Below are 23,182 nucleotides of genomic sequence, written 5' to 3'. Positions count from 1 at the left end.
CTTAGGCTGTTATTCCCATTAATACCTTGATTTCAGTAGACACCGAAAAGCCGAAGAGCGTTCCATTTCTTCGGTTCTTTTTATATATTCCTCGAATGGTCTCCATGCCCTTAATCGTGGAAGAGGCTGTACGGAGACTTTGATAAAATTTATTTCGTCGTTTAATAGGTCGATGGTCTTGTTCTATTAAATTGTTAAGATACTTCACAGTTCGGTGCTCTGTCTTAGTATATAAACCCACACTCTGTAACTTTCTAAAGGCGGAGCCAAGAGAAGGCGCTTTATCGGTCACAATTGCTTTCGGCTCACCAAACTGTTTATGGAGTCGTTTTAAGAAAGCATAGGCTGCTTGCGTATCCCGTTTCTTTCGTAACCAGATATCTAAGGTTAAGCCGTCCGCATCAATTGCACGATAAAGATAATGCCAACGTCCTTTAATTTTGATATAGGTTTCGTCCATTTTCCATGAATAGAAGGATTGTCTATTTTTCTTCTTCCAAAGATAATAGAGGACTTTGCTGTACTCTTGCACCCAACGATAAATCGTAGTATGACAAACATTTATTCCACGATCATATAACAATTCCTGAACTTCACGATAGCTTAGATTGTAACGCAGGTAGTAACCAACAGCGACAATAATGACGTCTTTTTTGAATTGTTTGCCTTTAAAATGATTCATTACTCTGTCCTCTCTGTCTTTTTTCTCAATTTTACACTAAAATAGATTTTTTGGAAAACTTTGCAACAGAACCAAATGTACAGTCAAACAATCGATAGCTTAAATAAGCGTTTTGGCAATCGTGTTTTAAAAGGCATCAAAATCGGTTACATCGCTTCTGAAAAGGATCGGATCATCGACTATTTAGCCGATAAAGATTACGATTTAAAATTACTCAGTGTGCATCATAATGGTCAATTTGATTATTTAGATGACGAAGTCAAAGATATGGATCCTGCTATTGTGATTCCTCAGTATTTTGCACAACTTTCAGAAGCACTAGTTGTTATAGAAGCAGATGTCTTTGCTCATTTTGACTATGGTTTTCGGGTATTTGGTCTATCCGTTGCTGAATTTAAACAATATGAAGCGCAGTTTTTACCGATTCTAGATCAAGTAATCAAAAATAAATTGGCATTCGAATTAAATGCTAAGAGCGCTTACTTGTATGACAATTTAGCGTTATATGAATATGTCATCGATTTATATCTTTCACGTGGTGGTACCTTGTTTAGTGTTGGATCAGATGGGCATTACCTTGAACATTTCCGTTTCCATTTCGATGATCTTTTTGCTCTGTTAAAAGCAAAAGGTGTGACGGAATTAGCGATTTATCAAAAAGGAAAGCGAATTATGGTTCCATTACCAGTCTAAAAAAACGTCCTCAGCATCAAAAGTGAGGACGTTTTTTTAGATTTCTTTTTCTAAAATCGGACAAATACGATCTTGTTTTCCTAAAGGAAAATGTTTGATCCCGATTTTTTTAAATCCATGACGTTCATAAAAACGAATACCTGCATGATTTTTTTCATAAACAGTCAAACGTAAATAACGTTTTTGTTTCGTTTTAGCATAACGATTCGCTTCATCGAGTAACCGTTGCCCTAACCCTTTGTTTTGATAATCTTTGAGCAGATAGAGCCGTTGAATCTCTATAGCATCTTTTTCATCATTGACTTTCATATAACCAATGAGTATTTGATGATCCTTAATACCAATAAATTTACTGGTTGACTGTGCCAATTCTACTGCCAATATTTCAGTTGTCAATTGTGTCTGTAAATATCCTTGCATATCAAGTGGATCTGCGCCATCGATAAACGATTCATAAAAACTGATAACACTTACAACTTGTAAAGCATCTAGATCATCATAATCTAAATACGCTAGTGTGATTTGATTGTTCATCTAACTCCTCCTTTTGACATAGTATACTATAAATCACCCGTGGTGCTAGTTAATTTTAATATCCTAAAGAATATCTCAAAGTTCCTTCAAAACGTCGTTGTGCTCGACTTAATAGAACACTGTAAGCCAGTAATATGCTTTCAAATCTACTCTCTAGCCCTTTAACAGAACGTGAGTTGAAATTTTGACAACCTAATTTTTCTAAGGAAGAACAAACAGTCTCAACTGTTTTTCTTTGTTTTCCAAGTAAGCTGTGGTCTAGTTTTTCTGATTTATCCATGTTTTTACGTGGCGGAACGGATATAGTAATGCCCTTAAGGGCAAGCTTTTCATGGATTTTATGGCTAATATATCCTTTGTCCCCTAGGATATTGGGAAGATTCGCTTCTTCCGATAAAGTCTCTAACACTTTCACGTCATGGACACCTGGATTCGTGATTGAGTAAGTAATCGGAAAGCCAGTCTTAGTAACGATCATATGAATTTTAAGACCATAAAAATAAGATTTTTTTGTTGAGTTATAGCCAACTTTGGCTATTTGATTCAATAGTTTTGCTTGTCTATTTCTAACTGGTTTACATAATGGACTAGGAAAACTATCTATAATTCCGACTAGTTCACCTTTGGTGAGCTTCTTGATGAAAAAGTATCGAATAATCTTGATAGTGTAAGCTAAGTTTGAACTTAAGCGAGTGAATCGACTCCTACTAGGAAAGTCACCATTAGGAAATAAGACGGAACAAACCGCTCTATACGTGGCTCTTTGGCTAGTATAGCCATTAATTATGCCCCATATAACACAAGCAATAATCACTGTATCGCGTTGCTTCAGTTGATCAGTATTTCTTCGGTTTTTAATCTTATCTGGTACACAATTGTGGTATATGTTAGAAACAGTTCTCATAATTTCCTTGAATGTTATAAAAGTATCTGTATAATGTTCAGTATATTTTGATGAACGCATATGTAGTCCTCATTTCTTGGGAGTTTTGAGACTACTATATGCGTTTTTTTGTTGATTTACCAACATGTTTAGACATTTTCCTCTAGGAAAAAATTAACTAGCACCACGGGTTTTATAGTTATTGTTTGCGCTTTTATACGGAATTTAGTTCATCATTAATGTGGAATTCGATTAGGTGTCTATTAATTATCAAGATGATTCTCTACAAAATTCCATAGAAAAATCAAGATTCTACAATTCGAATTCTCTTTCACATGGAAATAAAGGCTAGTAAAAAAACAGGAGTTGTGACAAAAGACTTGTCATACCTCCTGTTTCCTTGCGACTTGAAGCTGAATGCTTTGCGCCACAACCTTTTCCTCGGTGTTCCCAAAGCAACTCCTCGAAATAATTCATAACTGTCCAAAAATATGAAAAGCTATTTTTGTCAATTGCTCATTATTCTGTCGGAGCTGAACGCTTTGCGCCACAACCTTTTCCTCGGCGTTCTCAAAGCAACTCCTCGAAATAATTCATAACTGTCCAAAAATATGAAAAGCTATTTTTGTCAATTGCTCATTATTTTGTCGGAGCTGAACGCTTTGCGCCACAACCTTTTCCTCGGTGTTCTCAAAGCAACTCCTCGAAATAATTCATAACTGTCCAAAAATATGAAAAGCTATTTTTGTCAGTTGCTCATTATTTTGTCGGAGCTGAACGCTTTGCGCCACAACCTTCCTCTATCTATGTCGCTGAAAAAATAAATGAAGCTGATGCGAATGCTTGATCTTTTTATATCTTTTAGGTTGCTTCTGATAAAATTGTTGATGATGATTTTCAGCTGGCCAAAAAGTCTTTGCTTGGCGGATCTCTGTAACGATAGGACGGCTAAATCGGTTAGATTGAATCAGTTGTTCTCTTGATTTTTCAGCCAATTGCCTTTGCTTTTCATTAACAACAAATAGAATTGAACGATATTGTTTCCCCCGATCTTGAAATTGACCAAAGGCATCTGTAGGGTCTGAAATTTGCCAATAAATCTCCAACAGCTCTTCATAGGTTATTTGACGTGTATCAAATATGATCTCAACAGCTTCAACATGCCCAGTATATCCACCACTGACTTGATCGTAATTTGGTTTTTTGGTCTCTCCACCTGTATAACCAGATAACACTGAGATTACACCTGGTTTTGTTTCAAAAGGCTCAACCATACACCAGAAACAGCCACCGGCAAAAATCGCCCGTTCTTGGTATAAGGGTGAAGTTATCTTATGTTTGGCATAATCATAAGCCTTTGCACTCGCTGACTCCCCTGTGATTCTTAAATAAAAATCCATCGCATCTGGTGTCAAATTATCTCGTAGTGCTAGCGGACGCAAGTTGACCTCTAGTTTTTCTATCACCTGCTTTATCGACATTTTTGCTAGGTCTTCTTTTGCCTCTTCAAATTGTGTTCTTTCCCATTCTCTTGTATTTCGATTTAAAATAATATTATAAAGGTCTATTTCCATCTGCTCCACATCTAACATGAAGTCACCCTCTTTCAAGTTTTCTTCTTATTCATTCAAAAAATGACTACCTGAAATTTAGCACAACGCATAACAAGTTAAGACTAACTTGCTTTTCGCTCTCCTCATCTCTATTCTTAGTCGAACACATCCACACGAATGGTTACCCATAGAGAAATTCTTTTACTTAATCAGCTTCACACTGCTTTTTCTACTTTCGTAGTTGAAAAAAACTTAAACAAATCATCGGCAAATAGTTAAAGAAAAAACTTAAGCGTTGAAAGAAGCCCAATTGCTTAAAGAAGGCAAACTGACTAATCGACGGAATCCGTGCTAATCCGTAAAGACCTGCAATTAGTAAACTAATAACTGTTAAAACAAGATAAAAATGGCTAAGCGTACCTTGACCACTTTGACGATAAAGCAGAACAAGTAACAATGGGAAAAGTAGAAAGCCTGCATAGCCTAGCCCAGAACCTATATTATGGATCCAAGTCGATAGATTCCAAGAGCTTTCATTCGTATTGATACTGAATAACCCAGTAAAAATACAATCACCTATCCCATATAAACCAACTGTTGCAACAGCAAGTATTGCAAGTGTTTTTGATGTTCCAATAAATAGGTGATACAACGCAGGCAACGAAAGAACAAAAAAAAGTCCAGATACAACTGACCAGACCAAGAAAGCACGTCTGACTGGACTATCTACGTCACCAAACACACTAATTACGGTAGTCATTTGATTCAGTTTGGGATAAAAAAGGCCAAGGATATACGGTGTCGATAAATCACTAATCTCACCTAATAATAAAAAATAAAAACCATATTTTTGCAAAAAAAATCATTTTCTTCCCCTACTTTTTAGTGATTATTCGATACATCCAACAATCAAATTTTTTCTCATTTTAACACATATTTTTATTCTAGTTGCCTTTTGAACAATCAATAACATAAAGGTGAGTTTCTTCTACATTTTAAAAAATCGAATGGCACTGAAGAGTTCAGTTGTCAGCATCAATCTCCTACTCAAAAAGGCAAAAAAACGTAAGTCAGATGTTGTTGACATCTCACTTACGCATCCATTGATTGAAAATTTCTTAGTAAAATCTACTAGCCTAAAAATTTGAAGACTTCTTCTCGATCATACAGTTTAAATACTTTCTCGCATAAAAATTGAGTAATTAGTGCCGCAAAAACAGGGATGACTAACCAACAAAGAACAACAAGAAAGCCATTTAGCCCTGCATCTAAAGAAGCCAACGGACCAACAAGTCCGACCACGCCGAAACCAGCAGAAGCAGGCGTACCTGAAATAGAAAATAGAGCGACAGGAATAGCTGTAATCACTGCACTAACTAAACAAGGAATAAGAATCACAGGTTTTCTAAATAGATTAGGCATCATCATCTTCATAGCGCCTAAAGCAATCGCAATTGTCACACCTGACTTATTAACCTTCCAAGAGTTCACTACTAAAACAAAAGTGGTTGCAGCTACGCCCATCGCAGCCGCACCAGCAGAAACACCATCTAGTTGGATTGCCATTCCGATTGCTACTGTTGAAATAGGAGAGATAATCAAAAAGGCAAAGGAACAACCAATCAAGATAGACATTAACAGCGGTTGTAAGGTAGTGAAGTTATTAATCAATGATCCAATTGCAGAAGTAATTGCTGTTACAAAAGGGAATAAATAAAAACCAAGTAAACCTGCACCTACACCTACAACAATCGGTGTTAACACAATCGACACTGACCCAAAACTATTTCCAATCAGTAAAATCAGCCCGACAGCAATCGATGCTGTCAGCATCGTATTAATAATATCGCCTGTACCAGCACCAACGTAAACACCCGTTTCACCCAAATCAGGTGTGAATTTGACTACACCAGAACCAACAAAAGAAGCTCCGGCTACAACCATCATTCTCATCGGATCAAATCCAAATTGTAAGGCAATCAAACCACCAATGATCAAAGGTGTTGCTAGTTGAAAAATAACTGCTAACTGTGCGATCGTTACCGCAAAGGGATACGCACTAAAATATTTTAAAATGGCACCTAATACTGCATTAGGAATCAATCCAATAATGATTCCTGTTGCTGTACCAGCGAGGACTTTATTCAGAAAAATTTTCGGTGATATTTTTTGTGAAGTTTCCATTCAATCTCTCCTTTATTTTACGTTCAAACTATCTTCTTTTGCATGGACAAGCTCAGTCAAGAAATCACAATAAGGCGTCGCAACACCATATTTCTTCCCTTTTCTAGAAATTGCGCCATTGATATAATCGATTTCTGTTAATCGATGGTTCTTAATCAAGTCTTGATACATTGAAGGATAATGTAACCCAATTGTTTCCGGGTCAAAACAAGATTCACAATGTGCAATGACTTCTGGGACATCTAGTTCAATCTTCTCTACTGCTGCTACTTTGGCAAACTCATTGACAATCGTCGCCACCATTTTATGAGCAGTCGATGTTTTTCCTAGCTCAGCCATATTAACGTCTAAGATTGTGCATAGTCCGTTCATTGTTCCGTTCACACATGCTTTGCGATAAATAGAATAGTGAATATTGTCAGAAAAATGAGCATTTAATCCTGATTCAGACAATTTGTCTGCTAATTTTTTTGCAGCTGCTTCTTTTCCATCACCTAAATTTTGTAATTCTACTGAACCACTTCCAAATAATTTGACCTGACCAGGACCTTCAAGACCTGCCGTCCACATGGTATTTCCAATATAGATATTTTCCATTGGTACAAATTTCTCAATAATATCTTCATGCCCGATACCATTTAATAGACATAAGACCTCTGTATCTTTTTTGATTAATGATTGGATATCCTGCAGCATTTTTTCCAGCTGCATCGCTTTGGTAAATAGAATAATCAGATCAACTTGATCTTCTTTTTCTACTTCGGATTGAAGAACGATTGGTAGTTTTGCTTCTACCTCTTTACCATTAAAATTTGCTTGTAATCCATGTTCTTTGATTTGTTGGACATGTTCTGCCCAGCCATCGATTAATAATACTTCGTTCCCACTTTGGTGAAGCATTAACCCAAAGCGACTTCCCATTGCGCCAGCGCCTGCAATTGCTATTTTCATTGATTCTTCCTCCTTTTTCTTTCTATTATATTCATTTGAGAATCATTTCACAACCTTGTTTTGTTATTCTTCTCTTATTTATCATGTTTATATGCACCATTCAAGTTATTTTATCAGCAAATCAATAAAAACTGGAATAGAATCCCAATTTCATCGTAAGAGAAACTAGACTAGCAATAAGAAAATAGAAACATTCATAGAAAAAACCTCACTCCTCTGATTATAAAAGAGGGGGCATTAACCTCGTGTATACTAAAACCTTCCATTCATTCGATGGATGATTTTCTTTTTGTGAAAAAATATTCATTGTAGTACGATGTTGCGCAACACAGACGGATGGTATTGCTTATTATTTATTAAAATCGAACAATACACTTATTTAAAAACTTCTTTCCCAGATTTTCTTCCATTTTTACAGTTATAACTAGTATTATCATGAAAAATAGCCTTTTATTGTCTATGGGAATAATAATTTAAAATTGGTACTTTTTTATTAATTAGTTCATCGCCCAATAATCTCTCCAGTTTCTTAGCATCTCCTGACTCAACCGGAATTATCCAAGCCCAGTCCAAATAATTTTTTAAAATCTCATCATATTTTGCAAATATTTCATTGCCATATTCCGTCCTTAAAATTATATTTTCAGTGCCAGACAAGTGATTTGTATTGAGTTGATAAAAAAGATCTCCATCTAAAAAAATATCATTAGAAGAAGATTTACCCACAGTAATGACCATTCCATCAGCTCTATGTGTTACATACAAATAATTGTATGACCTCATTTCACCTAATGAATCAATTATTTCTTGCCCTTTAGCTCTAATATATTGATCTCTATTACCTATCTCACTCTTATTTAACAAAAGTTTTTTCATGTCAAATTTAATCGGCTGTTTTATTTTTGTAAATTCGCTTCTACTACTAATCCAATCCGAGATTAATTTTTCAACATGTCCCAGAGTAAACTCTGATTTATTCGCTAAATACTTTTTTTGTTGTATTAAAGACATCTTTCCCCAAAGCTCAAAATTGAGCCTACATCGATTCTCTATCTCTTCAAAAAGCATCTTATCTTCATCATTCTTATATTCATCATTCATAAAACCAATCCAGCTCCTCGATTAAGATAATATTTTAATCTCATACAAAAACTAGCTCTCATCAAAACAACCATTGTTTTGATTTCTCATGAAATTTCTTTATACTTTTCTCCGATTATAAATTCCTAACCCCTTGAGAAAATTACGCATATATTTATCTCCGCAAGGCTTAAAATTTCGTTGGCCTTCTTTTCTCAAAAATGCCCCGATTTCGCCTTTTGATGGATAGATTTCTGCCTCAGCAAAAACTTCTAAAATATCATCAGTGGTCATAGACAAGGCGATTTTTAATTTTTTTAGCAACACATTGTTGATATATTTGATTTCCTTGCTTTTTTGCGGCGTGTCTACTATCGGCTTATCTTTTTGCGGACCACGCGCCAAGAGAATCAGGCCATTTAGGAATGCGTCAAAAACTTGGTTGTTGATGGTTTTTTCATACACATTATTTTCTGCATTATCTTTGTTCTTATCCTGTACTTTGGTCAGTACCGCCTGAGCTTCTTCTTTAGTCAGTGGTACACCGCCTAGCTCAAAAGCTTTAATCAAATCCGTATCTTTCAAATCAATCGCATAACGCAATCGCAATAACCTATCATTGTTATTCATTTGTTCCTCCGAAGTATTTAGTCTTTACTTTCTTACGTACTTTTTGTCTTGCTAAGATTTTTAGGATCAATGATAAAAACCGCATCACTTATGATACGGAGCCCCCGCGTTGATCCGGAAGGCACGGTAGATTTGCTCGACGAGGATCAGGCGCATCAATTGATGTGGATACGTCATTTTGCCAAAAGAGATCTGAGCATTGCTTCTTTTCATGACGGCTTCGCTGAGTCCTAAAGAACCGCCGATAACAAAAACAAGGTGGCTTTTTCCTTGGATACCTAATTGGTCGATTTGTTTAGCAAAAGATTCGCTTGTGGGATTTTTCCCTTCAATTGCTAAGGCATAGACGTATTCTTGTTCTTTGATTTTCGCTAAGATCCGTTCTCCTTCTTTTTCTTTTACTTGTCTCATTTGCGCTTCGCTTAAATTCTCCGGGGCTTTTTCGTCAGGAACTTCGATCAATTCGATTTTCGCATAGGCATTCAGCCGTTTGACATACTCATTGATACCTTGGATCAAGTATTTTTCTTTTAATTTTCCTACTGAAATAATTTTGATATTCATGTTTTCTCTCCTTTGATCTTCACGCTCACTTTGTTTATTATAATCAATTTTTTCGTCTATATGTTTATTTTTACTATTTTTGTTAAAAAGATTTCCCCAACAGTTATGCACAACATCCACAGGTTTATCCACAGAAAACAGCGTTGTTTTACCTTATTTCATCACATTCATTAGGCAAACATACGTTTTATAAGAATTTATCCACTTTATACACAGGCTGTGGATATGTTTTATCCCTTATTTTTCCAATCCTATCCGCGTAGTTTTACACAATATCTGTGGAAAAAGAAAATCAAATATTTTCATCTGAAAACAATGATTTTTCCTAAAGTTTTTCATAAAAAGTTCAAAGTCTCAAAGTAGACTAAAGTCAACAAATAAGACTATACTAACAGTAGATAAATGAATGTAATTGGAGGAGGAACACATGGATAGAAAAAATGTGACACCAAAGATGAAAAAAAATAAAAATAATAGCCTCTGGCGTAAGTTGGGTCTGGGGCTTGTTGGAGGGATCGTTGGAGGACTACTGACAGCTGGCATTTTTTATGCAGCGATGGGCACTGGCAACAATAGTTCTACTGCTACAAGCGGCAATCAAAATTCTGCCGGTGAAACAGTTGTGGAAAATGTCAAAGTCAATGTAGATTCTGATATCACCAAAGCGGTAGATAAAGTTCAAGACGCTGTCGTTTCTGTTATCAACTTACAAAGTCAAAACCAATCAAGCGGTTTTGGCGGATTATTCGGGCAGCAAGAAGAAAGTAGCAGCTCAGATGATAGTAATTTGGAAGCTTATAGTGAAGGAAGCGGCGTAATCTACAAAAAAGACGGGAATACTGCTTATGTAGTCACAAACAATCACGTAGTAGATGGACAGCAAGGTTTGGAAGTCATGATGAAAGACGGTACGAAGGTAAAAGCTGAATTAGTTGGAACAGATGCCTATTCAGATTTAGCGGTGTTGAAGATCAATTCAGACAAAGTCGAAACGGTTGCCTCTTTTGGGGACTCAAGTGCTTTGAAGGTTGGTGAACCTGCGATTGCGATTGGTTCCCCATTAGGATCTGAATATGCGAATTCTGTCACTTCAGGAATCATTTCTTCCTTGAACCGACAAGTAACAAGTACGAATGAATCGAACGAAACAGTCAATATCAATGCGATCCAAACAGATGCAGCGATCAACCCGGGAAATTCTGGTGGTCCTTTAGTGAATATCGAAGGACAAGTTATCGGTATCAACTCAAGTAAGATCGCAAGTACTTCTGAATCGACTTCTAATGTAAGCGTAGAAGGAATGGGATTTGCCATCCCAAGTAACGATGTAGTGAATATCATCAACCAACTGGAAAAAGACGGAAAAGTGACACGTCCAGCTCTAGGTATCACAATGGTCGACTTATCTGCCGTTTCTACTCAGCAACAAGAACAAATCTTGAAGATTCCTTCATCTGTAACTAACGGTGTCATCGTGACAAATGTCCAAACAGCTACACCGGCAGAAAAAGCTGGGTTGAAACAATACGACGTCATTACTAAGATCGATGACAAAGAAGTTTCTTCTGGTGTAGAACTTCAATCTGCTTTGTATAAGAAAAAAGTGGGAGATTCTGTCAAAATCACTTACTATGAAGGCTCGAAAGAAAAAACAACTACTGTTGAATTGACGATCGATCAATCGGCATTAAAACAAAATCAAAATAGTGAAAATTAATAAAAAAGAGGTTGTGACAAAGACTTGTCACAACCTCTTTATTTTGGAAATACTTCTCCGACTACGGCATCCTCAGGCAATACTAAGATTCCTTTTTTTTCTGGAGCATTTGGCAAATGCAATTCACGAGCAGAACAAATCATTCCATAGCTGGCTACCCCTCGCAAAGTTCCTGGCCAGATCATCATTCCATCTGGCATCATGGCTCCTGGTTTTGCAACGACAACTTTTTGTCCAGCTTCGATATTTGGTGCACCGCAAACAATTTGCAATACTGTCCCATTGTCCACTTCTGTCTCAGTAATCGATAAATGGTCAGAGTCAGGATGCGGGACGCATGTTTTTACATACCCGACAACGATCTTCGGTTCATGATCAGCTTCAAGCTGTTCTTCGAATCCTGCTTCTTTAATCAATCGATTCAATTTCGCTAATTCTTCATCTGTTAAGCTTACTTGGCCGTTCCCTTCAATTGTTAGATGATCGGAGATATGGAAAAAGTTCCAAGCAACAACTTGACCTTGTTCATCTTTGATCCGAGCAACATTCCATTTACGTTCGACAGTGTTTTCTGTTCCTTTATCGTCGGCTATGATAACCATCAAAGTGTCTCCGACGTGTGCTTTGTTATAAGCAAAAATCATGTTCTTTCCTCCATTATCCTTTGCTGAGATTTATCTTAACAAAAAATTGCATTCACTGCATGAGATTTTTTTCATGCTTTATTTCCGAAGAAGCTTCTTCTGGAACACCATTTATTCGTAACAAGGGACTGTGACAAGACTTTTGTCACAGTCCCTTTACTGTTTGATTAAAAAGGTTATACAAGTTCCACTTGCTTAATTACTTGGCTGTTCTTCTTCGTCAGAAACGATCAAGACATCACAAGGTGAATGACGTATGACGTAGCTGGCTACACTTCCTGTCATAAAGCGTTCGACTGCATTTAGTCCAGACTGCCCAACCATGATTAGATCGATTGCATATTTTTTTGGCAATTTGACTGCCATGGATTCACGAACAGAGCCGTATGCAATAATTCCTTCTATATTTGTGTAATCAACAGATTTTCCATATTCTTTACATTCTTCGATCATTTGCTTGGCTGTTTCAGTTTGCTGATCGACTAGATTTTGATCAATAGGAGCATAGCCCATAAAATTATAAAATTGCTGATCGATTACGTTTGCTACATATACTTTCCCATTATTACGGCGAGCCACTTCTACCGCTTTTTTGAAAGCAGCAAGTGCTTGTTCACTACCGTCAATACCTACTAAAATGTTCTTATATTCTTGATTCATCTTGACCCCTCCTAACAGATGTCAGCCTTTTATTACACTTTCTAGGAACGATTCGATTTCCTGTTTTGTTTTACGATCTTTATTCACTAGACGACCTAATTCTTTTCCGTCTTGGATCACGACAAAACTTGGGATACCAAAAATGTTCCATTCAGCGGCTACATCTATGTACTTGTCACGGTCTACTTCAATAAATTGCCAATCAGAAAAGTCATTTTCGATTTCAGGCATTTGCGGTTTGATAAAACGGCAGTCTCCGCACCAGCCGGCAGTAAAGAAAAATACACTTTTTCCAGTTTCTACGTAGCCTGCTAATTCTTCTAAACTATTTGGGATAATCATTCTTTTTCCTCTACTTTCTGTTTATGTATTTTTCAATTAAATTATACACCTTTCTTTCGAACTAACAAACATTGATCCTCTTTTTATAAAAAAAATCTGACAAAAGGTTGCTTTTGCCAGATTTTATAGTTTCACTATCGCGTTATTTCCCGTATACGATTGTGTTCACTGTTGATTTATCTAAACCTTTCAATGTTTGAATCAACATTTCTCGTGCAGCTTCAAAATCGCGAATACTGAACATCGTTTGATGCGTATGGATATAACGTCCCACTACGCCAATCACTGTACTTGGGATTCCTTCATTTTGTGTATGAGCAGCACCTGCATCTGTACCGCCTTTTGAAACAAAGTATTGATAAGGGATGTTGTTTGTTTCAGCGATATCTAGCAAGTACTCACGCAAACGAGGAAGCATGATCAAACCTGGATCTTGGATACGCATCAATGTACCTTCTCCTAAATGTCCGAATGTGCCATTTTTCGTCACTGTGTCATCTGCTGCAGAGCAGTCTACTGCAAAGAACAGATCTGGCTTGAATTTATTGACAGAAGCTTTAGAACCACGCAAGCCTACTTCTTCTTGGACATTCGCGCCTGCAATCAATGTATGACCTAATGTTTCATTTTGTAACGCTTCTAAAGCTTCTAATACCATTGTACAGCCATAGCGGTTGTCCCACGATTTGCTGATGATATTCTTCCCGTTGGCTGTTTTGATCGTTTCAGCGTAAGGAACGATTGTGTCTCCTGGAAGAACACCGTAACTCATTGCCTCTTCTCTTGATTCAAACCCAGCATCGAACAAAATATCTGTTACTTCTACTGATTTTTGTCCGCTTGTTCCTCGTAATAAATGTGGGGGAACGGAAGAAGAAATACATGGATAATTCTTACCAGTAGAGGTTTTAAGTGTAAAACGTTGAGCAGAAACAACGTAAGGGTTCCATCCGCCTAGAGGTACGACTTTAAAAAGCCCGTTTTCTTGGATTTGTGTCAGCATGAAGCCGACTTCATCCATATGTGCTGCGACCATTACACGAGGTGCATCCGCTTCTTCATGGTGGCGCAGCCCAAAAATGCCGCCCAAACCATCTAACTGTAACTCATCTACCAACGGTTCCATATGACTTTCCATATAAGCGCGAACGTCTTGTTCAAAACCGCTTGTTCCTTGTAATTCTGTTAACTCTTTGATTCGTTGAAATGTTTTTTCTTCCATATGCTATTCGTCTAAATTTCAGACTAAACTCCTCTCAGACTTATATTGATCTGCGGATAAAATATGATTTTTTCTGCAGACCGATCGTATTTATTATAGCTTATTTTTCCTGGTAGCGGTTATTTATTTCAAAGAAATTATGAGAGTGTGGTAAAATAAGCACAAGGAGTAGCAAGTGAGAAGAAGGAGGTATATCCACATGTATGAAGAAAGCGAATTAAGCTATTTTAAAGGCGGGTTAGCCGTTGGGATCGGTCTAGGATTATTGAGTGGGGTAGCTTCAACGATTTGGTATCATCGCAAAAAAGTGTTATCAGCAGACCAAGTGCTTGAAAATATCAAAACATCTTTTTTAAAAGAAGGCGCAATCGAAGGTGCTTGGATCTCTTTTGAAAAAGAACCTATTCGGAAATTCGCCGTTCGGTCGAGTGCTTATCGGGGTGGGCTTTCCCGGATAGAAGATGGCGAAACTGTTTATTATGAATTTTTAGCAGATGCTCATACAGGAACCGTATTAGACATTTCAAGAAAAAAGGGCGCAATAGATTAATACGTCAAAAAAATGAAATAACGAATACGCACCCACTATCTAAAAGAGAGGTATCATGTCCTTCTTTTGTAGTGGGTGGTTTTTTAGATAGAGCTTTCCAAACATATATTCCAGTATTTTCTTTTTAAATAAATGATATTTAGCGGGAAAAACTAGCATTTCCTTTGATTATGAGGTATTTTTAATTTAGCTTTTGTTTTCTATAGTTAAGGAGAGTGAAAAATGGAACAACAAGAAAAAATTGCTGTTCTGATTCCTTGTTACAATGAGGAAGCAACAATTTCAACAGTCATTGCAGACTTTAAACGAGAATTACCAGAAGCAGATATTTATGTCTATGATAATAATTCGACCGATCGAACATACGAATTGGCCGTTCAAGGTGGAGCAATCGTAAAAAAAGAACCTCGTCAAGGAAAAGGAAATGTGATCCGCCAAATGTTCTTTGATATCGATGCCGACTATTATTTAATGGTAGATGGCGATGATACTTATCCTGCAGAAGCTGTACATGGTTTGCTCGAGAAATTACGTTCTGGTGAAGCAGATATGGTCATTGGTGATCGCCTATCAAATGGAACCTACTTTGATGAGAATAAGAGACCTTTCCACGATTTTGGAAATAACCTTGTTAGAAATACAATTACTAGAATGTATAAAACAAAAATTCTTGATGTCATGACCGGCTATCGAGGATTCAATCGTATCTTTGTCAAAAGTTTTCCTATTATGAGTTCTGGTTTTCAAATCGAAACGGAATTGACGATCCATGCTTTAGATAAAAAATTCAAGTTCGTTGAGATCCCAATCGATTATCGTGATCGTCCTGAAGGCAGCGAATCAAAATTGAATACATTCTCTGACGGATTCAAAGTGATCATGATGATTATTAAAATGTTTAAAGATTATAAGCCTTTGCTTTTCTTTGGGATTTGGACCATCTTCTTCTTTTTATTTGGATTGGTCACGGGGATTCCTGTGATTCGCGAATATATGCTGACAAGCTTTATTACACGCATCCCTTCTGCGATTTTAAGTACTGGATTGATGACTTTAGCACTTCTTTCATTAGTAACAGGGTTGATTTTGGATACAGTCGTCACGAACGCTAAGAAAGAATATGAATTGAATCTATATCATGTTTATCATGAATACCACAGTAGAAAGTAAAAAAAGGATCAAGACTGCAAAAATAATTTGCAATTCTTGATCCTCTTTTTAATTAATTATTTTGCCAAACGATAGATGGCATCTGCATAGATTGCTGTTGCTCTGAACAAGTCATCAAGACTCATAAATTCGTTTGCTTGGTGCATTGTATCAGTATATCCTGGGAACATCGCTCCATAAGCAACGCCACGTTTCAACAAACGTCCGTAAGTTCCGCCACCGATGATTTGTTCGTAGCCTTTTTCTCCAGTGTGGTCTTCATAGACTTGCAATAATGTAGCCACCAATGGATCATCCATTGGTACGTAATGTGGTTCCATTACGCGAGCACCTCGAGTAACTGTTGCGCCTTCTTGCCCCACTGTTTGTTCGATGTCACTTTGCAATCCGTCTACTGTTACACCTTTTGGAAAACGGAAATTCATATTGATGAAGTTCGCTTCCTCTGTACCATTTTCTTCAAAAGCAAATAGTCCAGCATTCATTGTCAATTTGCCCATTTTTTCATCTTCATAAGCGACTCCTAGTTTTTCTCCATAAAAATCTTCATGGACATAAGCAGCTGCTACATGGATAAATTGTTTAGCAGATCCTAGGAATTCATAGTTATCTAAGAACAATGCCAAGAAAGAACCTGCATTGATACCAGATTGTGGGCTTGCACCATGTGCGCCTTTACCAACTAATTCGATTTTTACATACGTATTGTCCGCTTCAATCGTTCCGCTTACTGGATTTGCTTCGATGAATTGGTAAAATGCTTCTTCCATCGCGATAGCTGCATCTGCACTTGGTACTTGAAGTGCTGCAGTTGCTGTTCCTGGCACCATATTTTCGCGAAGTCCGGAAACAAAAGATTTCAAGACATAATCTCCTGCATTGTCGCCTTTGAAGCGTAAAGCTAAAGAAACATTTCCTTTTTCACCATTGATGATTGGGAATTCAGCATCTGGTGAGAAACCAAAATCTGGTTCTTCTTCATGTTCGAAATAATAAGCCATATCGCCCCAGCCGCTTTCTTCATCGCTGCCGACTACGAAGCGAACTTTTTTTGATAGTTTCAAGTCAAGTTCTTTAATGATCTTCATCGCATAGTAAGCTGCCATACTTGGACCTTTGTCATCGCTTGATCCGCGTGCAAAGATCTTTCCATCCTTGATTACTGGTTCATAAGGATCTGTGTCCCAGCCATCTCCTGCAGGAACGACATCCATGTGTCCAAATATCCCTAGCGTTTCGTCTCCTTCGCCAAGATCAATATGCCCTGCATAGTTATCGACATTTTTTACTTTAAATCCATCACGTTCGCCATAAGCTAACATATGTTTCAATGCGTCGCGAGGTCCAGGTCCAAATGGTGCATCTGGTGTTACTTTTGAGTCATCGCGCTCGCTGTTGACACGTAAAAGATTTTTCAAGTCTTCAAGCAAGTCTTCTTTACGTGCTTCTACTTCTTTTTGCCAATCAATTGTCATAAAGTTAATCCTCCACTTATTTAAGTCTTCGTGTTCATGATACCACAAATTACAGAAAAAAATAGTTCAAAAAATCTGACAATTCCTTTTCTTATCTGTTTTTCTCTAAAAAAAATATACGCTATAATGAGTAAAAGGAGGTTTTTCGATGCTGATAAACGAACAACTAGTGAAAAGAGTCATCACACCTCGTCCAAAAATTTCACATAAAGGAACATTTGGACGTATCGTTTTGATTGGCGGCAATGAACAATATGGCGGAGCAATCATTATGAGTGCTTTAGCTGCCGTACACAGTGGAGCGGGTCTCACGACTGTAGTAACTGATGAAAAAAATCGGAGTGCTCTTCACAGTCATCTGCCAGAAGCAATGATTGTAGATTGGACGGATACTGACCAGTTTCTTTCCGTAATAAAGCAAGCAGATGTACTCTTGATTGGTCCCGGATTGGGTACTTCTTCTAAGAGTTTGGAACGTTTCAAACAAGTACTAGAAAACCAATCAAAAGAACAATGGCTGGTGATTGATGGCTCTGCTTTAAGTTTACTTGCTGCTAATCATCTTTTGCTACCCTATCCCGAACAAACTGTACTTACACCTCATCAAATGGAGTGGCAACGGTTGAGTTCTCTACCGATACAAGAACAACGGGATAAAGAAAACAAAAAGAAGCAACAGGAAATCGGTGCTGTGCTCGTTTTGAAAAGTCATGAGACAAAAATTTATGGTCACCAGCACTTCTACACCAATCCTTTAGGTTCTGCTGCTATGGCAACAGGCGGCATGGGTGACACTTTAGCTGGGATGATCACAGGATTTTTAGCCCAGTTTCCTCAAAATGACCAAACGATTGCAGCAGCTGTTTATCTTCATAGTTTCATTGGAGACCAGCTGGCAAAAGAACAATATATTGTTTTGCCGACACAAATCAGCGAAGCACTTCCGAAATGGATGAATTATTTTTGTAAAAAATCAATGGAAAACGAGGCATGAGTCATGGAGAAATTTACAGGTTATGTGCGAGAACCTTTTTATTATGAAACAGATCAAATGGGGATTATTCATCACAGCAATTATATCCGCTGGTTTGAAGAGGCTCGGGTAGCCTTATTGGTATATCTAGGGTTTCCCTATAAAAAAATCGAAGAATCTGGGATCATCATCCCCGTTCTGGAAGTAAATTGCAGCTATAAAGAAATGATCCATTACGGAGAAAAAGTGAGCATCCATCCAACTATCCAAAAGTATACGGGGACACGGTTGGATTTTAGCTACGAAATTGTGGGAACTGAAGACAAAAAATTAAAAACTACTGGCAGTAGTAAACACTGTTTTTTACTTTCTGATTCGCAGCGATTAGTGAAGCTGAGCAAAGTCAATCCGGAGTTAGATCAGTTATTCCAAGCATACGCTTCTTTGGATGATGTAAATTCTTAATAAAGACCGTCTAAGCATTTTTCTTGTATTGTGTCGAGTAGTTCGTATAATGAAAGGAAAAAAGCAGGTGATCCCCATGTATGTCGTTAAAGTAATGCACGGTTACATCGATAAAACTGGCTGTCGCACTCGGGAAAAAAACTTAGACAATCTGCTCATTTTCAAAGACAAAAAAGAATCCGAAGCTTTTGCTAAAAGAATTGGCGGTCGTGTCAAACCGATCCAAGAGGTACGACCAGATTGATTCAGTATTTCTTTTCGAGGCTCTAATAGGCATGCCTATCAGGGCTTTTTTTGCAGACTGTGTTTTTATGCCCACACGATTTGTAAGCGATTTATGTTATAATAGATTATATCTGCATAGAAAGGAAGGTTAAATGGTTATCAATAATTTGCAACAGCAAGCTTATGAATCTATACGTAAACAAATCATTTATTCCGAGTTAGCACCTGGAAGTAAAATCTCCGATAAAGTGTTAGAAGAACAACTAGCTATCGGGCGTACACCGATTCGAGAAGCACTGATCCAACTGCGCAATCAAGAGCTTGTAAAAACCATTCCACAGTCCGGCACTTATGTTTCAAAAATCGATATCCGATCTGCTTCATTAGCCCGTTATACGCGGGAAAAGTTGGAAAAACCGATCCTGCAAGAATGCAGTGCGAAAATGACCAAGCAAGATCAAGCTAAACTAGAAAAAATACTAGAACAAACCGATCAGGCAGTGATCGCTCAAAATAAAAAAGCTTTTTTTGATTTGGATACTGATTTTCACCGAACTTGTTATGAAATTGCTGGAAAACGAGAAATTTGGGATTGGCTAGAAAGTTATAGTACGCACTTGAACCGTTTCAGATGGTTACGTTTGACGATTTCAGAATTAGACTGGGGTCGAGTATTAGATGAACATCAGACAATGCTTCAATCAATGATTGATCATAACTTTGATGAAGTCGGATTTCTTTGCACGATGCATTTACATATGATTATCGAGGAGCAAGAATACGTGATTCATAATTACCCCGATTATTTTGAAGATATTCAGGAAAGACCCATCAAATAAAGGGACTGTGACAAAAATCGTGTCACAGTCCCTTTCAGTGTTCTCCTGCCAACTCCTCAGTCACAAGGAGCAATTTCCAAAAACAGATTCTCATGTTTATTGAATATTGTGACTTGTGACTCATAGTCAAACGGCAGGCTCACGACCTCTTTCTTAAACAGTGTTCAATCAGCTGACCCTCGGTATTAGCTCAAACGCTGATTTCACAACCTCTTATACACGGTGTTCCAGAAGTAGCTTCTTTGAAATAAGCCGAAATGTCACAAAAATTTAAGAAGCAATTTTCGTAAATTCCTTCTTATTTCTTGAAGCTGACCACTTCTGTCACAACCTCTTTATTTGTGAGCGAAATCATACTCCGCACATCTTTTTTCTATTTCTTTTATTTCTTCTAAAATCCCTTGGCTACGCGTTTCATTATATGGCCAAAGCAAGACTGCCTCTAATACATAAGGCGAAAAACGGCTTTGATTCATCTCTTTTGAAAAACTCATCGCTGCTATCTCGCTCAATGCACGAATGGTTGATTGGTGTGTATAAAAAGGCAGCCGCCATAGCACAATTTTTTCGTTTTGCGTATAAATTCCCTTAACAGAAGCTTCAATGTGGTGAAATAGTTCATGTCCAATAATCAAAGCTTGCGCTGTTTCTTTAGAGATCGAAGTAAGTCCTGAACATTTTAATTTTTCTAACGGCTCCGTCATCAATCGGATCCCTTCATCTTCTGCATAAGTTGCAAAAGTGATTCGTTCGTTTATTTGCTCTGATTCACAAGGAACGATTGGAATAGCCATTTGTTCACAAATTTCTCCTACATCGGCAAAAGGGTACTTTTTTTGGATGCTACATGCCGTTTCGATACCACAATCGATTGATTGTTGTATGAGGATTTTCTGCTTGGACAAAGGAATCTTTTTCCAAAACAAATCTCGCTGAAACTGATAGAATCCCCAAATTTCTTCGGGGATCTGTTGTAATTTGTTTAGTAACTCTTCTAACTTATGTTTGTTTGATATTTCCGGCAACGACGATCACTTCTTCCTCTGGTTCCATAGTAGATACTTCCAGATCCATCAAAAGCTGTAGTTGTTCCAGATCCGTCGCTGTAAAATCAGAGACTCTTGCTCCTAAACAGAGATAAAATTCTGGTCGGGCGATCAACTCCGTTTGATAAACTGCCATATCTTCCCAAAGTTGTTCGACTGCTGCCATATAATTGGCTGCAGTTGTTTTCAGACAAGAAGCATGTCCACGTTGGACCTTGATAAATCCTTTTTGGTCGATGATCCGAAGACTTCCAGCATTTTTTGAACGATGCTGTTCGCCGCATACATAAAAGAAAGGTGTATTTTCCAATAAGCAAACTTCATTTTTATTTAATCGCATATCCTCTGCAGCAAGCTCTAGTGCTTCTTCTGTTGTGATCTCCTTGGTTAGATCGGTTGCTTTCACTTCCGTAGAACCAGTAGCGATAGCCGTTACTTTTGAAGTCTGTGGATCGATTTCTACGTGGACTTCGATCGATTCTGGCGTAGCACCTGATTCAATCGCCTTATTCATCGCTTCATTTTTCAATGATCGGATATCTTCTTTACTTGGTGAAGGAATGATACGTTCTACAACATCTCGGACCATTGCAAGTGCCACACCAATAGAAGAGATCACTTCAGCATTTTCAGGGATGGAATATTTCACACCCATTTTATTGCTGAAGTAAGTAATCAAAGAGGCAGCGCCGCCCCCTACACCTACAAGAGAAATCTGATCTTTCTCCAAATGATACTTGTCTGCCAATTCTAAAATCACTGGTTCAATCTTAGCATAGGATTTTTCCATGATCTGCTCTGCGATGTCTTCAACCGTCGTATGACAATAGTCTGCTAATGCCTGTATGGCTTTTCGTGCAGATGGGACATTTCCATAAGAAAAATGTTCTTCTTGCACTAATCCAAGGACATTGGCTGCACATGTATTTGTAATAGTCACTTCTTCTCCGTCTTCCATCACTACCTTGACGTAATCAGCAGGGTCTCCTTCTTTAGGAGAGAAAAATTCAACCTTAGGACCTTTGATTTTTTCTGTCTCCGTAAATACTGCATAATCTAAACCGGCAATATGTGCAGAACGTGGACCGACATCGATGATTCCTGACTGATTGGCCCGTACCATCGAACCGCCTGCCACACCTAGAACCCGAACATCTAATGAAGAGATATATGTTGGGTGGCCACCTACAATTGAATAATCGATTGCTGGACGTCCATTTTTAATGACCCCGATATTGGTTGTTGTTCCGCCTACTTCAAAATAAACCCCATTAGACGCTCTCAAGTACATCAAAGAGCCCATGACTGATGCTGCTGGACCGGAAAGCATGGTTAAAACAGGTCGTTTTTTCATTTCATTGATTTCCATTACCCCGCCGTCTCCGCGCATGATCATCAAAGAGACATTGACTCCTGCTTCTCGTACGGAGTCTTCTGTCGATGTTGCCGTATCTAGCATTTTGGGTAAAATAGACGCATTGATCGCTGCTGTCCGAGTTCTTCTTGTCAATCCATATAATTTTGTGATATCAGAAGCCATCGTTGTAGGAATCGATTTTACCGATGCTGCTTCATAAACGACCCGTTCTGGCTCCCCATTATCTACTCCAAATGCCATAGAAGAAACCAAAACTTCCGCTCTTTCTCTTTCTAGAGAAGAAATCGTTTCTGAAACACGGTCTACATTTAAGTGTTTGACAGGTAAGAATGCATTGACGATCTCTATTTTTTTCTTATTCCCTAAATCGATATCGTTCAATCTAGTTTGTCGTTTTGCTAAAAAGCCTTCTAATCCCCCTTTTGCCATACCGATTACACCGACTTTTGCTACGTCCCCTTCAATCAGCGCATTCGTCGCTTGCGTAGTAGAATGTGCAACAAAAACAACGTCTTCTGGACTAATATTATTTTCCCGCAAACAATTTTGAAAAGATTGAACGACTCCTGCAGCTACCCCACGAACATCATCGTGGGTCGTTTTCACTGGAGACTTTCCGATGATTTCATGTGTCGCATTATCAATTGCCACTGCTTTCGTATGCGTACCACCGACATCAATTCCCATTCGCACAAAACGTTTCATTTTCTTTTCCTCCATTC

At 37.8% G+C, this 23,182-nt stretch carries 24 protein-coding genes and 1 pseudogene; 8 read left to right on the top strand and 17 right to left on the bottom strand.

The features are described 5' to 3' along the window. Position 1 precedes the first annotated feature (1 nt). Positions 2 to 682, bottom strand: a complete 681-nt coding sequence (locus FTX43_RS05975; RefSeq protein WP_002319817.1) for an IS6-like element ISS1N family transposase — start codon at positions 680 to 682, stop codon at positions 2 to 4. 72 nt (positions 683 to 754) lie between these two features. On the opposite strand from FTX43_RS05975, the pseudogene FTX43_RS05965 reads away from it, so the two are divergent. Then, a pseudogene (locus FTX43_RS05965) lies at positions 755 to 1,375 on the top strand (hypothetical protein); the annotation flags it as partial. Between the two features lie 36 nt (positions 1,376 to 1,411). Here FTX43_RS05965 and FTX43_RS05960 read toward each other — a convergent pair. The 9 genes from FTX43_RS05960 to rlmH form a co-directional block, all read right to left on the bottom strand. After that, complete coding sequence (locus tag FTX43_RS05960; protein ID WP_002314489.1) at positions 1,412 to 1,909, bottom strand: GNAT family N-acetyltransferase; 498 nt, start codon at positions 1,907 to 1,909, stop codon at positions 1,412 to 1,414. A gap of 55 nt (positions 1,910 to 1,964) precedes the next feature. After that, on the bottom strand, positions 1,965 to 2,873 hold the full coding sequence (locus FTX43_RS05955) for an IS982-like element ISEfm1 family transposase (RefSeq protein ID WP_002343056.1): 909 nt from the start codon (positions 2,871 to 2,873) through the stop codon (positions 1,965 to 1,967). A 719-nt stretch (positions 2,874 to 3,592) separates the two neighbouring features. Next, complete coding sequence (gene msrA / locus FTX43_RS05950) at positions 3,593 to 4,384, bottom strand: peptide-methionine (S)-S-oxide reductase MsrA (RefSeq protein ID WP_002296391.1); 792 nt, start codon at positions 4,382 to 4,384, stop codon at positions 3,593 to 3,595. Positions 4,385 to 4,574: 190 nt separating this feature from the next. Continuing rightward, entirely contained in the window at positions 4,575 to 5,201 is a 627-nt protein-coding gene (locus FTX43_RS05945; protein ID WP_147606851.1) for a DUF998 domain-containing protein, read from the bottom strand. Between the two features lie 275 nt (positions 5,202 to 5,476). Beyond that, positions 5,477 to 6,529, bottom strand: a complete 1,053-nt coding sequence (locus FTX43_RS05940; RefSeq protein WP_002291912.1) for a PTS sugar transporter subunit IIC — start codon at positions 6,527 to 6,529, stop codon at positions 5,477 to 5,479. A gap of 12 nt (positions 6,530 to 6,541) precedes the next feature. Further along, complete coding sequence (locus tag FTX43_RS05935; RefSeq protein WP_002291914.1) at positions 6,542 to 7,480, bottom strand: 2-dehydropantoate 2-reductase; 939 nt, start codon at positions 7,478 to 7,480, stop codon at positions 6,542 to 6,544. Between the two features lie 450 nt (positions 7,481 to 7,930). Continuing rightward, positions 7,931 to 8,581: a hypothetical protein gene (locus FTX43_RS05930; RefSeq protein ID WP_002311759.1), complete on the bottom strand. Its 651-nt coding sequence runs from the start codon at positions 8,579 to 8,581 to the stop codon at positions 7,931 to 7,933. 99 nt (positions 8,582 to 8,680) lie between these two features. Continuing rightward, positions 8,681 to 9,190: a DUF1456 family protein gene (locus tag FTX43_RS05925; RefSeq protein WP_002294762.1), complete on the bottom strand. Its 510-nt coding sequence runs from the start codon at positions 9,188 to 9,190 to the stop codon at positions 8,681 to 8,683. 84 nt (positions 9,191 to 9,274) lie between these two features. After that, a complete protein-coding gene (gene rlmH, locus FTX43_RS05920; protein ID WP_002287841.1) occupies positions 9,275 to 9,754 on the bottom strand; it encodes a 23S rRNA (pseudouridine(1915)-N(3))-methyltransferase RlmH in 480 nt (159 codons plus the stop codon). Between the two features lie 427 nt (positions 9,755 to 10,181). Here rlmH and FTX43_RS05915 point away from each other — a divergent pair, with 427 nt between their 5' ends. Beyond that, on the top strand, positions 10,182 to 11,471 hold the full coding sequence (locus FTX43_RS05915) for a S1C family serine protease (RefSeq protein WP_002290101.1): 1,290 nt from the start codon (positions 10,182 to 10,184) through the stop codon (positions 11,469 to 11,471). 38 nt (positions 11,472 to 11,509) lie between these two features. On the opposite strand, the gene ytpR is transcribed toward FTX43_RS05915, so the two are convergent. The 4 genes from ytpR to pepA all read right to left on the bottom strand — a co-directional run bounded on the left by ytpR (position 11,510) and on the right by pepA (position 14,339). Then, positions 11,510 to 12,115, bottom strand: a complete 606-nt coding sequence (gene ytpR / locus FTX43_RS05910) for a YtpR family tRNA-binding protein (protein WP_002313997.1) — start codon at positions 12,113 to 12,115, stop codon at positions 11,510 to 11,512. 195 nt (positions 12,116 to 12,310) lie between these two features. After that, positions 12,311 to 12,775: a universal stress protein gene (locus FTX43_RS05900; protein ID WP_002292633.1), complete on the bottom strand. Its 465-nt coding sequence runs from the start codon at positions 12,773 to 12,775 to the stop codon at positions 12,311 to 12,313. 21 nt (positions 12,776 to 12,796) lie between these two features. Next, a complete protein-coding gene (locus tag FTX43_RS05895) occupies positions 12,797 to 13,117 on the bottom strand; it encodes a thioredoxin family protein (RefSeq protein ID WP_002292632.1) in 321 nt (106 codons plus the stop codon). Positions 13,118 to 13,259: 142 nt separating this feature from the next. Beyond that, positions 13,260 to 14,339 (bottom strand): glutamyl aminopeptidase, encoded by a 1,080-nt coding sequence (gene pepA, locus FTX43_RS05890; RefSeq protein WP_002294156.1) that lies wholly within the window; start codon positions 14,337 to 14,339, stop codon positions 13,260 to 13,262. A 199-nt stretch (positions 14,340 to 14,538) separates the two neighbouring features. Here pepA and FTX43_RS05885 point away from each other — a divergent pair, with 199 nt between their 5' ends. Further along, positions 14,539 to 14,889, top strand: coding sequence for a PepSY domain-containing protein (locus FTX43_RS05885; protein WP_002309710.1), 351 nt, complete (start codon positions 14,539 to 14,541; stop codon positions 14,887 to 14,889). A gap of 222 nt (positions 14,890 to 15,111) precedes the next feature. After that, entirely contained in the window at positions 15,112 to 16,059 is a 948-nt protein-coding gene (locus FTX43_RS05880; RefSeq protein WP_002289860.1) for a glycosyltransferase family 2 protein, read from the top strand. Positions 16,060 to 16,115: 56 nt separating this feature from the next. Here the strand turns inward: FTX43_RS05880 and pepV are convergent, their stop codons facing one another. Continuing rightward, on the bottom strand, positions 16,116 to 17,534 hold the full coding sequence (gene pepV, locus FTX43_RS05875; protein ID WP_002294157.1) for a dipeptidase PepV: 1,419 nt from the start codon (positions 17,532 to 17,534) through the stop codon (positions 16,116 to 16,118). A 148-nt stretch (positions 17,535 to 17,682) separates the two neighbouring features. Between pepV and FTX43_RS05870 the strand changes: the two genes are divergently transcribed. From FTX43_RS05870 to FTX43_RS05860, 4 genes are all read left to right on the top strand, one after another. Further along, positions 17,683 to 18,528 carry an NAD(P)H-hydrate dehydratase gene (locus FTX43_RS05870; protein ID WP_002319484.1) on the top strand — a complete coding sequence of 282 codons (846 nt, stop codon included), beginning with the start codon at positions 17,683 to 17,685 and terminating at the stop codon, positions 18,526 to 18,528. Between the two features lie 3 nt (positions 18,529 to 18,531). Next, positions 18,532 to 18,972 carry a thioesterase family protein gene (locus tag FTX43_RS05865; protein WP_002344702.1) on the top strand — a complete coding sequence of 147 codons (441 nt, stop codon included), beginning with the start codon at positions 18,532 to 18,534 and terminating at the stop codon, positions 18,970 to 18,972. A gap of 76 nt (positions 18,973 to 19,048) precedes the next feature. Further along, a complete protein-coding gene (locus FTX43_RS14870) occupies positions 19,049 to 19,216 on the top strand; it encodes a hypothetical protein (RefSeq protein ID WP_002292624.1) in 168 nt (55 codons plus the stop codon). A 133-nt stretch (positions 19,217 to 19,349) separates the two neighbouring features. Continuing rightward, a complete protein-coding gene (locus FTX43_RS05860; RefSeq protein WP_002344703.1) occupies positions 19,350 to 20,036 on the top strand; it encodes a GntR family transcriptional regulator in 687 nt (228 codons plus the stop codon). A gap of 335 nt (positions 20,037 to 20,371) precedes the next feature. On the opposite strand, the gene FTX43_RS05855 is transcribed toward FTX43_RS05860, so the two are convergent. Both FTX43_RS05855 and FTX43_RS05850 read right to left on the bottom strand, forming a co-directional pair. Further along, positions 20,372 to 21,061, bottom strand: coding sequence for a hypothetical protein (locus tag FTX43_RS05855; RefSeq protein ID WP_002344704.1), 690 nt, complete (start codon positions 21,059 to 21,061; stop codon positions 20,372 to 20,374). After that, entirely contained in the window at positions 21,036 to 23,165 is a 2,130-nt protein-coding gene (locus FTX43_RS05850; RefSeq protein WP_147606849.1) for a hydantoinase/oxoprolinase family protein, read from the bottom strand. Before FTX43_RS05850 ends, FTX43_RS05855 begins: the two co-directional genes overlap by 26 nt. Between the last annotated feature and the right edge of the window lie 17 nt (positions 23,166 to 23,182).

Origin of the sequence: Enterococcus sp. DA9 (genome assembly GCF_008000875.1) — a bacterium.
GTDB classification, from domain to species: domain Bacteria; phylum Bacillota; class Bacilli; order Lactobacillales; family Enterococcaceae; genus Enterococcus_B; species Enterococcus_B lactis.
Note: the sequence above shows the minus strand (reverse complement) of the source record. Positions and strands in the feature narration are given on the sequence as shown.